Source organism: Parafrankia sp. Ea1.12, from assembly GCF_900465275.1.
Classification (GTDB): Bacteria; Actinomycetota; Actinomycetes; order Frankiales; family Frankiaceae; genus Parafrankia; species Parafrankia soli.
Window position 1 is genome coordinate 37,297 of record NZ_UBIZ01000239.1, and the last position, 14,446, is coordinate 51,742.

Genomic DNA, 14,446 nt, shown 5'->3' on the forward strand with positions numbered 1-14,446 from the left:
GATGGCCCTGACTCGTACCGAGCTCGCGGCCCGGGTCGCCCGCGAGCTCGAGAGCGGACAGTACGTGAACCTCGGTATCGGCCTGCCGACCCTGGTTCCGAACTATCTGCCCGACGGCGTGACCGTGGTCCTGCACAGCGAGAACGGCATCCTCGGCGTCGGCCCCTACCCGGCGGACGCCGCCGTCGACCCCGACCTGATCAACGCCGGCAAGGAGACCGTCACCGTCCTGCCCGGGGCGGCCTTCTTCGACTCGGCCACCTCGTTCGGGATGATCCGCGGCGGTCATGTCGACGTCGCGGTGCTCGGGGCGATGCAGGTCTCCCGGGTCGGCGACCTGGCGAACTGGATGATCCCCGGCAAGATGGTCAAGGGCATGGGCGGCGCGATGGACCTCGTGCACGGCGCCCGGCACGTGATCGTGATGATGGAGCACGTCGCCCGCGACGGCAGCCACAAGATCCTCGACGAGTGCACGCTGCCGCTGACCGGCCGCGCCTGCGCTCAGCGGATCATCACCGACCTCGCGGTCATCGACGTCGTGCCCGGCGGTGTCCTGGCTCTGCGCGAGACCGCGCCCGGCGTGACCGTCGACGACGTCCGCGCCGCCACCGGCACGGAGCTCACCGTCGACCTGGTCACCACCTAGCGCCACCGGGATCGCCGCGAGCCGCGGTCGGTCTCGAGGTTCCGCGGAACCGGAACGTCTGCTGGCTGTGTCCGCTGCGGGCCGTGGTCGGTCCTGGGGTTCCGCGGAACCGGAGCGCTGTTAGCCACTGGCGGTCTGGCTGGCTGCCTGGACGCTGAGGACACGGCCCAGCTCGAGGCCGGCTCGAGCGGGCCGGCCGGGCTCCCGCCCAGGCAGCGCGGGCGGGCCGGCCGGAGCGAGTGGTGCCAGGACGAGCTGGCGGTCGGCGTGCGGTGAGGCCGCCGGCTGCCGGCGGTTCCAGGTGTGGAACGCCAGCCACCAGGCTCCGTCCGGCGCCTGGAAGGGTTCGGCGCCGCCGGGGCCGACGCCGGCGGTGCCGGTGCGCAGCAGGGGCTCCGGCCGCGGTGTGCAGGGGCCGAGTGGCCCGGCGCAGGTCGCCGAGCCCGTCGCGTAGTCGGTGCTGTGCCAGTCCCCGGCGGAGTAGAGCAGGTCGTAGCGGCCGTCGCGCGCCAGCATCGCCGGGCCCTCGACGACGCCGTGCTCCCAGTCAAGGGTTGGCGTGAGCAGCCGGGCCGGCTCGCCGAGCAGGGTGCGCCCGTCGGGGGAGAGGCGCTGCGCCCAGATCGCCGGGATGGTTCCGGGCAGGACGCCCTCGCTCTTCCAGGTGAGGTAGCGGTCGGCGCCCACGGTGTACGGGCTCGGGTCGATGCTGCCGCCCTCGGACTCCTGGCAGATCAGCGGCGCGGCCGAGGTGTCGGCGAACGGGCCGGTCGGGCTGGCCGCGTGGGCCGTCGAGACACACTGGTGCCCGGTGGCGGCGACCCGGGTGGCGTAGTAGAGCACATACCCGTCGTCGACCCTGGCGACCGCGGGCGCCCAGGTGGTGAAGCCGGTGTCCTGCGCCCAGCCGGGCAGCCGCGGCAGCGCGTCGCCGGCCCGCGTCCAGGTTCGTAGCTCCGGATCGGTGCTGACGAGCACGGGGATGTTGGCATCGTCCGCGTTGGTCCCGTAGGCGTAGCTGGTGGCGCCGGCGGCGAGCACGTAGGGGTCGGCGAGGTTCGATCCCCGGACGGCGACCACGCCGCGTTCGTCCGCCGGCGAGCCGGGCGATGAGCCGTCCGAGGGAGCGCCACCGGAACCACCCGGCGTGCCGCTCGCGCCACTCGTGCCGGTGCTCGGGACCGAGGCGGCGGACGGCGCCTGGGCGGAACCGCCCCGCGCGGCGATCGGTGCGGTGACCAGCACGGCGACGACCGCTCCGACGGCGATCAGGGCGCCGGCGGCCACGGCGGCCCGTCGCGGCGGTCGACCGCGCCGCCGCGTCGGCGGATCCGTCGGGGGGAGCGCCGGAGGCGGTGGGTGGGGCGCCGTGCCGGGACGGGGTTCGGCCGAAGTCGGCACGGCGGGCATCCTCCTGAGAACGGCGGGGGCGAAGCGGCACAGGACGGCGGGACGGCGGCGAAGCGAGCTGCGCGATGGCGGAGTGGCCGGGTGGCGGAGTGGCCGGATGGCGGGCCGGTCCGGCGTCGTCCGCAGTCTTGATGCCGTTGATGTGGGCCTCATGTGAGCCGCCAGGCGCTCGGATCCGGGCGCCAGCGCCGGCAGCGCTCACGGCGGACGTGGAACGTGCCTCAGCCGGCACGTCCACCCACGGATGGTGGCCATCTGTGTTGCCTGTGTTGTTGGTTGGGTGTTCAGCTTCCGGTCGACCGTGTGCTGAAGGCTTCGCCGGGGCGCGATTTCGCCGCTCTCCACTGGTCACCCTGGGAGAAGGAGTCACTGCGTTGCGTTGGAATTTGCGTGGGAGGGGGCGGCTCGCTGTCGCCGCCGCCCTGGCCATGGTCGCGCTCGCCCTGTTCGGCGTGCCGACGGCTATGGCCGGGCCGACCGACGTGCGGATCAACGAGATCGAGTCGAACGGCGGTTCGCCGGGTGACTGGGTGGAGCTGGTGAACACCGGTACGGCCGCGGTGAACATCTCGGGTTGGGTGGTCAAGGACAACAACAACTCGCACGTGTTCACGGTCGCCTCAGGCACCTCGGTGGCCGCCGGCGGACGCGTGGTGCTCGACGTGGATCCGGTGTTCGGCCTGGGCAGCGCCGACTCGGTGCGGCTGTACCAGCCGGGCGGGACGACGCTGGTGGACTCGTACACCTGGACCTCGCATGCCACGACGACCTATGGGCGGTGCCCGGACGGCAGCGGCGCGTTCACCACGACCAGCGTGTCGACCCGGGGCGCCGCCAACTCCTGTTCAGGCGGCGGTACGGCCGCGGCGTGGCCCGGTGGCACCGCGGTCACCGTCGCCGACGCCGCGAACGCGTTCGGCACCAACCTGAGCGGGCTGTCCTTTCAGAGTGCCAGCGTGCTCTGGGCGGTGAAGAACGGCCCCGGCGCGCTCTACCGGCTCGTGCCCAGCGGCGCGACGTGGATTCCCGACACCTCCGGCGGCTGGACGTCCGGGAAGGCGCTGCACTACGCCAACGGGACCGGCGACCTCGACGCGGAAGGCGTGGTCGTCACCCCCGACGGCGTGATGGTCGCCACCGAACGCGACAACAACGGCAGCACCAGCCTGCCGAAGATCGCCCGGTTCGACGTGTCCTCCACGGCCACCGCGCTCAACGCGACCGCGGAGTGGGACCTCACCTCCGACCTGCCCGCGGTGGCGGCCAACAGCGGCCCCGAGGGCATCGCGTGGATCCCCGACTCGTTCCTCACCGCGCACGGCTTCCGGGACGAGCACACCAGCGCCGCGTACAACCCGGCCTCCTACCCCGGCCACGGCAGCGGCCTGTACTTCGTCGGCCTGGAGGCCAACGGCACGATCTACGCCTACGCCCTCGACCAGACAGGTGGCGGTTACACCCGGATCGCCGCCGTGCCGAGCGGCTTCGCGGGCGTGATGGACCTCGAGTACGAGCCCAGCACCGGCCACCTGTGGGCGGCCTGCGACGACACCTGCCAGGGCCGCACCGCGACGCTCGACGTCAACGCCCAGGGCCAGCTCGCCGTCACGGCCGTCTACGAGCGGCCCACCGGAATGGCGAACTACAACAACGAGGGATTCGCCATCGCGCCGCAGGAGACCTGTGCGTCCGGCCTGAAGCCGGTCCTGTGGTCCGACGACGCCAACGACGCCAGCCACGCGCTGCGTGCCGGAACGCTCAACTGCTGACGTCCCCCTCAATGCTGACGTCCCACGCAATGCTGAGGTCCTAAGCGCTGCTGACGTCCTGGGCCCCGGTGGCCGGGCGGTGGTCGGGTGGTCCCGGGCCGCCCGGCCACCGGGGCCGGTGGAAGACGGGCAGCATCGGGTCCGGGGCGCCGAGATGGTTCCCCTGGCCGTAGCCGATCCCGGTGTCGCGCACCGCGGTGAGCTCGGCGGCGGTCTCGATGCCCTCGGCGATGATCCGGCTGCCGATCTTCCCGGCGAGGTAGACCAGCGCGATGGCGGTCGCGCGGCGGACGGGATCGGTGTCGATGCCGTGGATCAGGCACCGGTCCATTTTGATCACGTCGGGGCGCAGCTGCACGAGCCGGGCGAGCCCGGCGTAGCCGGCGCCGACGTCGTCGACGGCGATCCGGGTCCCGCGGGCGCGCAGCTCCCGGGCCGCGCGCAGCACGGCCGGGTCGTCCAGGCTGCGTTCCTGCTCGGTGATCTCGACGACGAGCCGGGTCAGGTCGATGTCCGGGAGGACACCGAGCAGACCACCGGTGAGCGCGGTCGGGGAGGCGTTGACCGCCAGGCGGGCGTTGGCCGGGATGGCGGGCAGCACGCCCAGCGCCCGCCGGACGGCGGAGAGCTCCAGCTCGACGCCGAGCCCGACGCCGGCGGCCCGCGCGAACCACTGTTGGGGATCGGCCGGCGGGCCGGGAAACCGGGCGAGGGCCTCGGCCGCCACGGCCGACCCGGTGCGCAGGTCGACGACCGGCTGGAACACCAGACGCGGCCCGCCGCTGTCGAGGACCTCCCGGACGGCCCGCCAGGTCCGGCCGGAGTGCTCCCACATCCGGTGCAGATCCCGGACCGACACGCTGAGCAGGTCCGCGATCAACATCAGGATCTGGACGTGCCGTGAATCCAGGTCCGGCCGGGGAACGCGCCCGATACAGCCGACGACCCCGTAGACGCGGTCGCCGTCGCGGACGGGCGTCGCCGCGTAGGCGCGGACACCGAGCTCAGTGATGGTGGGCAGACCCGCCGTCCGGGGGTCCTCCAGCGTGTCGGGAATGATCGGCGGCAGTCGGCCGGTCAGCACCCGCCAGTAGAGCGTGCGCTCCCGCTCCTCGGGCGAGCCGAGCACGGTCGTGCCCGGGCCGACGCCGTAGGAGGCGCCGTCGCCGTTATGGGCCTGCAGGACCAGCCGGTCGCCGTCGAAGCGGCACAGCCAGCTGAGATCCATCCCCAGCTGGTTGCGCAGCACGCCGAGCAGGTGCACCACTGCTGTGTCCGGTGTGTCCGGTGTGTCCGGTTCCGGGACGTCCACCGGCGTCCCCAGGATCGACAGACCGCCGGCCGTCATGCGCCGTCACCTCCACCGTCAGGATCGACTCGATCCCCGCGGCGCGCACATCCACCGCGCCCGCCGCGGCGGCGGACGTCCCCCGGCCGGGCCCGGTTCTACTGCCCGGCCGGCCCTTCCGCGGTGTCCCACGACGCCGGCCGGGCCAGGCCCGCCGGCAGGTGGGTCCGCCGGTCGCCGCGCGCGGAGTCCACCTGCTTCTGGGCCAGGCCGGTGGCCGCGGTGAGGTCGGCGCCGTCCAGCCGGGCGTTGGTGAGGTTCGCCCCGGAGAGGACGGCGTCGGCGAGGATCGCCTCGTCCAGGACGGCGTTCGTGAGGTCGGCGCCGCCGAGCTGGGCGCCGGTGAGATCGGCCCGGCCCAGCTGGGCGCCGGTGAGGGTCGCCCGGAAGAGCAGGGCGCCGGCAAGGGTCGCGTCGGCGAGCCGGGCGCCGGTGAGGTCCGCGTCGACAAGCTCGGCGTCGGTGAGGTTCGCCCGGCGCAGGTCGGCGCGGGCGAGATCGGCGTCGTCCAGGCTGCCGCCGGTGAAGTCGACCCCGGCCAGCCGGGCGTCGGCCAGGGTGGCGTTGGTGAGCGTCAGGTGGGCGAGGCTGGGCGCACCGGGAAGATCTGCGTGGTTGGTGAGGCCGGTGAGCCCGGTCAGGTCGGCGCCGGTGAGGTCCGCGGGGTGCGGGAGCCGGGCGAGGACGCCGACGGCGGCGCGGATGTCGACGGCGGGCGGCCGGGACGGCCCGCGCCGCCCGGGCCTGGCGGACGGCGCGGCGGGTGCGGCGGGTGCCGGGGCGCGCCGGGGATCGGTGCTGAGGGTGCGGACGAAGGCGGCGAGGACCTCGACGACGGCCCGCCGGTCGGCGGGGCTGTCGGCGACGATCCGTTCGAGGGCGTAGATGCCGCCCAGGCGGATCGTGTCGCTGTCCGAGCCGAGCTGGTCGATCGCCCGGGTGTAGAGCTCGCGGACGTGGGTGTTCGCGTAGGCCTGCCGCTCGCGTTCGTCGGCCGCCTCGTTCGCCCGCCGGGTCTCGGTGTTGGCCGCCCGGGTCTCGTCCAGGGCGACCAGGGCGCCGGCCACGGCGATGAGGGCCGAGGCCGCGGTCAGCAGGCCGCCCTGCAGGGCCGCCCGCGCGTCGGTGTCGCCCGGGTCCGGGTACATCCGCGGGGGGAGATGCCAGATCCCGACCGCGGCCGCCGCCGCGCCGGCCGCGGCCAGCCCGGCGACGATCCACAGCCAGCGCCGGCCCGCGGACCGTCGCGCGGCGCCGCTGGTGGCGACGCCGGCCGCGCCGCCGCAGGAGCAGGTTCCATGAGCGCCGGGGGTCACACCGGCGTTGTCGGTCATCTCCCGCCCCCGTCCTCCGGTCGCTACCCGTTGTTCCCGTAGGGGCGGGTGAGGATCTCCATCCAGTGCCCGGACGGGTCGAGGAAGTACAGGCCGCGCCCGCCGTGGTTGTGGTTGATCTCGCCCTTCTGTCGCCCCTGGGGATCGGCGTAGAAGGTGATGCCGGCCTGCCTGATCCGGGCGAACGCCGCGTCGAACTCCTCGTCCGACACCAGGAACGCGTAGTGCTGCGTGGCGATGGACTCCGCCGCGGTGGCGGCGAAGTCGAGGGCCACGCCGTTGGCCGTGACGACCGGCAGGAACCGGCCCGTCCGCGGCCCGACCTCGAGACCCAGGATGTGGGCCAGGAACCGGGCGGACTCCTCGTCGTTCCGGGCGTGGACGATCGTGTGGTTCAGCTCGACGGACATGGGTGAACGCCTCCGTGCGACACCTCGCGGCGCCTCCATCCCTCACCCGGCCGGTGACCGGAACGCGGCGCCGCAGTCAAGATCCTATGAAGCTTTCCCGTGCCGCGCCGGGTATCCCGGCAGACCCGTGGCCGCCCGGTGGGGGGCGGACGTGGACGGACCGCGCGCCGCGGGTACGACCGGTGTGTACCCCGCCGGTGGGGCCGTGTTGTCGGTGCTCGCGGCCACACTGTGAAAGACCGCCACACCGACCCGAGGACGGCGATGACCGCGGCAGTGAGCAGTAGCCCGCACGACCTGTCCGACCTGGGCGACGAGGCTGTCGCGCTGGTCCGCCGCTGGGTCGCCGAGGCGGCGTCCGAGCCGGTGGACCCGGCCGCCGCCCGGCTGGCCGCCGTCCTGCGGGAGCCGGGCGGGCTGGCGTTCACCGTGCGCTTCGTCGACGGGGTGATCCGTCCGGAGGACCCGCGGGTAGCGGCGCGCAACCTGGCCCGGCTCGCGCCGTCCGTGCCCGCCTTCCTGCCCTGGTACCTGCGCGGTGCGGTGCGGGCAGGGGGAGCGGCCGGGCCCGTGGTGCCGTGGGTCGTCGTCCCGGCCGCCCGGCGGGTGCTGCGCCGGATGGTCGGCCACCTCGTCGTCGATGCCACCGACCGCGGCCTCGGGCGGGCCATCGAGCGGCTGCGCCGGCCCGGCGTCCAGCTGAACATGAACCTGCTGGGGGAGGCCGTCCTCGGTGAGCGGGAGGCCGCGCGCCGGCTGGCGGGCACGACGGCGCTGCTCGCCCGGGACGACGTCGACCACGTGTCGATCAAGGTGTCGGCGAGCGTCGCGCCGCACGCCCCCTGGGCCTTCGAGGAGACCGTGGCGCATGTCGTGGAGACGCTGACACCGCTGTTCGAGCAGGCCACGGCAGCGCGGCCGGCGGAGTCACGGCCGGCGGAGTCGCGGCCGGCCACGTTCGTCACGTTGGACATGGAGGAGTACCGCGACCTGGACCTGACGATCGAGGTGTTCACCACGCTGCTCGACCGGCCGGCCCTGCGGCGCCTGGCGGCCGGGATCGTCCTGCAGGCCTACCTGCCCGACGCGCTCGGCGCCCTTACCCGCCTGCAGGAGTGGAGCGCGTCCCGGCGGGCGGCCGGCGGCGCCCCGGTCACCGTACGGCTGGTGAAAGGCGCGAACCTGCCGATGGAACGGGCCGAGGCGTCCCTGCGCGGCTGGCCGCCGGCGCCGTACGACACCAAGCAGGACACCGACGCCAACTACAAACGGCTGCTGGACTACGCCCTGCATCCCGACCGGGTCGCCAACGTGCGCGTCGGGGTCGCCGGCCACAACCTGTTCGACCTGGCCTTCGCGTGGCTCCTCGCCGGCCGCCGCGGCGCCCGCGGCGGCCTCCGCTTCGAGATGCTGCTCGGGATGGCGCAGGCGCAGGCCCGGGTCGTCGCGCGCGAGGTGGGCGGCCTGCTCCTCTACACCCCGGTGGTGCGGCCGGCGGAGTTCGACGTCGCCATCGCCTACCTGGTCCGCCGGCTCGAGGAGGGCGCGAGCCGGGAGAACTTCATGTCGGCCGTGTTCGACCTCGCCACCGACGAGACGCTGTTCGCCCGTGAGGAGAAGCGGTTCCGCGCCTCGCTGGCCGACGTCGACGACACCGTCCCGTCCCCGCGCCGCACCCAGAACCGCCTGCGCGCCGCGCCTCCCATCGGCGCAGCGGGGCCGGCCGGGCCTGATGGCGCAGGAGGCTTCCGGAACGCTCCGGACACCGACCCCTCCCTGGCAGCCAACCGGACGTGGGCACGGCGCGTCCTGGCCCGGGTGCCGGCGTCCACGCTGGGCGTCGACCTCGTCGCGGCCACCACGATCCGCTCGGCGGACGAGCTGGACGCGGTGCTGGCACGCGCGGTCGCCGCTGGCCCGGGTTGGGCGGCGCTGGGTGGGGCGGGCCGCGCGGCCGTTCTACGCCGGGCCGCCGAGGTGCTCGAACAGCGGCGCGGCGAGCTGGTCGAGGTCATGGCCACCGAGACCGCGAAGACCTTCGACCAGGCCGATCCGGAGGTCTCGGAGGCCGTCGACTTCGCCCGCTACTACGCCGAGCGGGGTGCCGGGCTCGACGACGTCGACGGGGCGCTGCTCGCGCCGGTGCGCCTCACCGTGGTCACGCCGCCGTGGAACTTCCCGGTCGCGATCCCCGCCGGGTCCACTCTCGCCGCCCTCGCCGCCGGCTCGCCGGTGGTGATCAAACCCGCTGGTCAGGCACGCCGCTGCGGCGCCGTCCTGGTAAGGGCGCTGTGGGACGCCGGCATCCCCCGCGAGGTCCTCCAGCTCGTCAACGTGGACGAGGGCGACCTCGGCCGGGCGCTGGTCGGTGACCCTCGCGTCGATCGGGTCATCCTCACCGGCGCGTTCGAGACGGCGGAGCTGTTCCGGTCGTTCCGCCGCGACCTGCCGCTGCTCGCGGAGACGAGCGGCAAGAACGCGATCGTGGTGACGCCGAGCGCCGACCCCGACCTGGCCGTGCGCGACGTCGTCGCCTCCGCGTTCGGCCACGCCGGCCAGAAGTGCTCGGCGGCGTCGCTGCTCATCCTCGTCGGCTCCGCGGCGGCGTCCCGCCGGCTGCGCGACCAGCTCGTCGACGCGGTCCGCTCGCTGGTCGTGGGGGAGTCGGCCGACCCGCGGACCCAGCTCGGGCCGCTCATCGAACCGGCTTCGGGCAAGCTGCTGCGCGCGCTGACCGAGCTCGGCCCGGGCGAGCGCTGGCTCGTCGAGCCACGGCGCCTCGACGAACAGGGCCGGCTGTGGTCGCCCGGAGTGCGCGCGGGGGTGTCCCGCGGGTCGGAGTTCCACCGGACGGAGTACTTCGGCCCGGTCCTGGGGATCATGGAGGCGGTCGATCTCGCCGAGGCCGTGGAGATCCAGAACGAGGTCGACTTCGGTCTCACCGCGGGTCTGCACTCGCTCGACGCGGCGGAGCTCGACTACTGGCTGCGCCACGTCCAGGCGGGCAACCTCTACGTGAACCGCGGCATCACCGGCGCGATCGTGGGCCGCCAGCCGTTCGGCGGCTGGAAGCGCTCGGCGGTGGGCCCGGGAACCAAGACGGGCGGCCCGACCTACCTCTACGCCCTCGCCGGCTGGACCAGCAGACCCAGCTCCGCGACGGCCGAGCTCGGGCCGGCCGCCCGCCGCCTGCTCGCCGTCGTCGCTGACAGTGACTGTGTAGGAGAGTCCGGCGACGGTGCCTCCGTTGGTGGCGCCTCCGCTAGTGATGCCTCCGCCGGCGGCGCGTCCGCTGGCGGTGCCGCGCCTGGCGGAGGCGCCGGTGGTGGGGTCGGCGCGGTCGCGGATCTCGCTGGGCTGGAACGGGCGCTGCGCAGCGACGCGGCCGCCTGGGCCGGCGGGTACGGCGCCGCCCGCGAGCTCGCCGGGCTGTCCGCCGAGCGCAACATGCTGCGCTACCAGCCCGTTCTGGTCGAGATCCGCTTCGCGGGCGGCGGGATCCACCAGCTCGTCCGCGTGGTCGCGGCCGGGCTGCTGGCCGGCTCGCCGTTGCGGGTGAGCTCCGCGGTCGAGCTCCCGCGGTGGCTACGCGCGGAGCTCGCCGGGCTGGCGGTCGGTAACAGCTGCCAGTCCGACGACGAGTGGCTCGCTGACCTGGCCCGACGCCCGGCGAGCCGGGCCGGGCTGCGGGTTCGGCTGATCGGCGGGGACGCCGGCGCGCTGACGGCCGCGGTCGGTGACCGCCTGGAGATCGCCGTCCACGCGCGGCCGGTGACCGAGTCCGGGCGGCTGGAGTTGCTGCCGTTCCTGCGCGAGCAGGCGGTCAGCATCACCGCCCACCGCTTCGGTACCCCGGACGGCCTCTCCGACGGCCTCCTCTGACAACCCGCGCCAACGCCGTGCGCTGAGAGCGGGGGCTCTGACCTGCCGGTGTGTGGCGTCGGCCGATCCGGCCAATGCGCCTCTTCCGACCGTTTCCTAGGTTAGGCTTACCTAAATTTCGGCGTTCGTGGGGCGGGAAGACCCGCGGTCCAGCTCCGCTCCCATCCTCGCTGAGCGTGCGCCGTGACGCAGCCGATCGAGGAGCTGAACCGTGGCCACTCTGCGTGAGTCCATTCGTGCCGCGTCCGCGCGGCGGGCCGGCCGCATGATCCAGTGTGAGGTGGCGGTCGAGGCCGTCGCCGTGGTCTCGCCGTCCTTCCGTCGGGTGACGGTGCGCGGCGACGGGCTGTCGGCCTACATCGACCCGCTGCCCGCCGACGCCTTCCGGCTCTTCCTCCACCCGCCCGCCGCGGCCGGCACCGGCTCCGGGGCCGACGCGGGCGCGGCCGGGCCGGATGATCGGGCCGAACTGTCGAGGGCCTTCACGGTGCGCACGTTCGACCCGGCGGCGAACCGGCTCACCTTCGACGTGCACCGGCACGGCTCCGGGTTCGCCGCCGGCTGGCTCGACCGCCTGCGGCCCGGCGACACCGCGGACCTTCTCGGGATGCGGGTCGAGTTCGCCCCGCCGGAAGCCGGCGCGCCAGCGCGGACCAGCACCGCGATCCTCGTCGCCGACGGTAGCGGGCTTCCGGCGGTCGCGGCCATCCTCGCCGCGCTGCCCGCCGGGCAGCCCGCAGTGGTTCTCCTCAGCGGTCCCGTCGAGCAGGATCTCGGGCTTCTGCCGGAACGCCCGGGCGACGACCTGCGCCTGGTGCCCGCCGGCGGGCTGCCGGCCGCGGTGCGGGCCCTGACCAGGCCGGACGGTGGCGCGCTGGCCTTCGTCGCGGCGGAGGCGAGCGAGGTCCGGGTGATCCGCCGCCTGCTCGCGGAGGATCTCGGCGTGCCGCGCGGTGACCTGCGGGCCTCCGCCTACTGGAGGGCCGGTGAGACCATGGAGGAGGCCGACGCCGCCGCGGAGCTCCGGTACGCCGAGGCGGCGGCGCAGGGCCGCGACCTCTCCGACCCCGCCGTGCTCGAGGAACTGGCACTCGCGTAGCGCGCCGCCCAGCCGCACCGGCCACCCGGCCCGGTTCACCGCCCTGGCGGGTGGGCGCCGGGTCGCGCAGGTCGCAAACGGTGGCACGGCGCACCCGCGGGCGGCGACAGTGGATGGCCGGGACGAGCGGCAACGCACGGTGCCACATGCCTCTGCGCAAGGATCAGAGGCTCGGGACGGGCAGGGCATACCTTGATACGACACGAAGTAGTAGACGTGAAGCGGAGTATCGGTGACTGATTCGGTGATCATCTACACCCAGACGGACGAGGCGCCGGCTCTGGCGACGTACTCGTTCCTGCCGGTGGTGCAGGCGTACGCGTCGACGGCCGGGGTCAGTGTCGTCAGTCGCGACATTTCCCTGGCCGGGCGGATCATCGCCAGCTTCCCGGAGTACCTCGAGCCGTCCCAGCGCATCGACGACGCGCTCGCCGAGCTCGGCGATCTGGCCCGCACGCCCGAGGCGAACATCATCAAGCTGCCGAACGTCTCGGCGTCGATCCCGCAGCTGCGGGCCGCGGTCGTCGAGCTGCAGCAGCAGGGCTACGCGCTGCCCGACTACCCCGACGACCCGAAGACCGACCAGGAGCGGGAGGTCCGCGCCCGCTACGACAAGATCAAGGGTAGTGCGGTCAACCCCGTGCTGCGCGAGGGCAACTCCGACCGCCGGGCGCCGGCGTCGGTGAAGGGCTACGCGAAGGCGCACCCGCACCGCATGGGCGCCTGGAGCGCCGAGTCGAAGACGAACGTCGCGACCATGGACGCCGACGACTTCCGTTCGACCGAGAAGTCCGCGGTGATCGCCGCGGACGGCGCCCTGCGCATCGAGCTGGTCGGCGACGACGGCACCACGACCGTCCTGCGCGAGTCGGTACCGGTGCTCGCGAGTGAGGTCGTCGACGCCTCCGTCATGCGGGTCGGGGCGCTGCGCGAGTTCCTCACCGCGCAGGTGGCCCGGGCCAAGGCCGAGGGCGTGCTGTTCTCGGTGCACCTGAAGGCCACGATGATGAAGGTCTCCGACCCGATCATCTTCGGCCACGTGGTGCGGGCCTTTTTCCCGGAGACGTTCGCCCGGCACGGCGCGGTGCTCGCCGCCGCCGGCCTGACCCCCAACGAGGGTCTCGGCGGCATCTTCAAGGGGCTGGAGGCGCTGCCCGAGGGCGCCGAGATCAAGGCCTCCTTCGAGGCCGAGCTCGCCGCCGGGCCGCCGCTGGCCATGGTCGACTCCGACCGGGGCATCACGAACCTGCACGTGCCCAGCGACGTCATCGTCGACGCGTCCATGCCGGCGATGATCCGCACCTCCGGCCACATGTGGGGGCCGGACGGTGCCGAGGCGGACACCCTCGCCGTCCTGCCCGACAGCAGCTATGCCGGCATCTACCAGGCCGTCATCGACGACTGCCGCGCGCACGGCGCCTACGACCCGGCGACGATGGGCTCGGTGCCCAACGTCGGCCTGATGGCGCAGAAGGCCGAGGAGTACGGCAGCCACGACAAGACCTTCGAGATCCCGACGACCGGCACCGTGCGGCTCGTCGACGGGGCGGGCACGGCGGTCCTCGAGCTGACCGTGAGCGCGGGTGACATCTTCCGCGCCTGCCAGACCAAGGACGCCCCGATCCGCGACTGGGTGAAGCTCGCCGTCACCCGGGCCCGCGCCACCGGCAACCCGGCCGTGTTCTGGCTCGACGAGACCCGCGCGCACGACGCCCAGCTCATCACCAAGGTCCGGACCTACCTGGCCGACCACGACACCACCGGGCTGCAGATCGAGATCAAGGCCCCGGTCGACGCGATCACCTTCTCGCTGGAGCGCATCCGCCGCGGCGAGGACACCATCTCGGTGACCGGCAACGTGCTGCGTGACTACCTGACCGACCTGTTCCCGATCCTGGAGCTCGGCACGAGCGCGAAGATGCTCTCGGTCGTCCCGCTGATGAACGGCGGCGGCCTGTTCGAGACCGGTGCCGGCGGGTCGGCGCCCAAGCACGTGCAGCAGCTCGTCAAGGAGAACTACCTGCGCTGGGACAGCCTGGGCGAGTTCCTGGCGCTGGCGGTGAGCTTCGAGCACCTCGCGCAGCGCACGGGCAACGCCCGCGCCCAGGTGCTGGCCGACACCCTCGACCGGGCGACCGCGACGTTCCTCAACGAGGACAAGTCGCCCACCCGCCGGGTCGGTGGCATCGACAACCGGGGCAGCCACTTCTACCTGGCGATGTACTGGGCCCAGGAGCTGGCCGCGCAGACCACCGACGCCGCGCTCGCGCAGGCGTTCGCCGGCCTGGCCGAGAGCCTCGCGGCCCAGGAGAAGACCATCGTCGACGAGCTGCTCGCCGTGCAGGGCTCGCCGGCCGACATCGGTGGCTACTACCAGCCCGACCCGGCCAAGGCCGCGGCCGTGATGCGCCCGTCGAAGACCTTCAACGAGGCCATCGCGACGCTTGCCTGATCTGCCGGCCTGACCACGTGTCAGGAGCGGGACGTCAGGAGAACGTGGGTCAAGGGAAAGGGCCCGGGCTCCGCACGGGCCCTTTCCCTGATC

At 73.8% G+C, this 14,446-nt stretch carries 9 protein-coding genes; 5 read left to right on the forward strand and 4 right to left on the reverse strand.

Annotation, left to right across the window (positions count from 1 at the left end):
- Position 1 precedes the first annotated feature (1 nt).
- A complete protein-coding gene (locus tag FMEAI12_RS10010; RefSeq protein WP_112105797.1) occupies positions 2 to 649 on the forward strand; it encodes a CoA transferase subunit B in 648 nt (215 codons plus the stop codon).
- Between the two features lie 120 nt (positions 650 to 769).
- Here FMEAI12_RS10010 and FMEAI12_RS10015 read toward each other — a convergent pair whose 3' ends face one another.
- Positions 770 to 1,936: a glycoside hydrolase family 43 protein gene (locus FMEAI12_RS10015; RefSeq protein ID WP_112105798.1), complete on the reverse strand. Its 1,167-nt coding sequence runs from the start codon at positions 1,934 to 1,936 to the stop codon at positions 770 to 772.
- A gap of 497 nt (positions 1,937 to 2,433) precedes the next feature.
- Here FMEAI12_RS10015 and FMEAI12_RS10020 point away from each other — a divergent pair, with 497 nt between their 5' ends.
- A complete protein-coding gene (locus FMEAI12_RS10020) occupies positions 2,434 to 3,828 on the forward strand; it encodes a lamin tail domain-containing protein (RefSeq protein WP_200835241.1) in 1,395 nt (464 codons plus the stop codon).
- Between the two features lie 40 nt (positions 3,829 to 3,868).
- Here FMEAI12_RS10020 and FMEAI12_RS10025 read toward each other — a convergent pair whose 3' ends face one another.
- The 3 genes from FMEAI12_RS10025 to FMEAI12_RS10035 form a co-directional block, all read right to left on the reverse strand.
- A complete protein-coding gene (locus tag FMEAI12_RS10025; protein WP_112105800.1) occupies positions 3,869 to 5,176 on the reverse strand; it encodes an EAL domain-containing protein in 1,308 nt (435 codons plus the stop codon).
- 98 nt (positions 5,177 to 5,274) lie between these two features.
- Entirely contained in the window at positions 5,275 to 6,510 is a 1,236-nt protein-coding gene (locus FMEAI12_RS10030) for a pentapeptide repeat-containing protein (protein WP_112105801.1), read from the reverse strand.
- Between the two features lie 23 nt (positions 6,511 to 6,533).
- A complete protein-coding gene (locus tag FMEAI12_RS10035; protein ID WP_071063080.1) occupies positions 6,534 to 6,920 on the reverse strand; it encodes a VOC family protein in 387 nt (128 codons plus the stop codon).
- A gap of 264 nt (positions 6,921 to 7,184) precedes the next feature.
- Between FMEAI12_RS10035 and FMEAI12_RS10040 the strand changes: the two genes are divergently transcribed.
- From FMEAI12_RS10040 to FMEAI12_RS10050, 3 genes are all read left to right on the forward strand, one after another.
- Entirely contained in the window at positions 7,185 to 10,802 is a 3,618-nt protein-coding gene (locus tag FMEAI12_RS10040; RefSeq protein ID WP_112105802.1) for a proline dehydrogenase family protein, read from the forward strand.
- A 211-nt stretch (positions 10,803 to 11,013) separates the two neighbouring features.
- A complete protein-coding gene (locus FMEAI12_RS10045; protein WP_112105803.1) occupies positions 11,014 to 11,901 on the forward strand; it encodes a siderophore-interacting protein in 888 nt (295 codons plus the stop codon).
- 232 nt (positions 11,902 to 12,133) lie between these two features.
- Positions 12,134 to 14,353, forward strand: coding sequence for an NADP-dependent isocitrate dehydrogenase (locus FMEAI12_RS10050; protein WP_112105804.1), 2,220 nt, complete (start codon positions 12,134 to 12,136; stop codon positions 14,351 to 14,353).
- Positions 14,354 to 14,446: the final 93 nt, after the last annotated feature.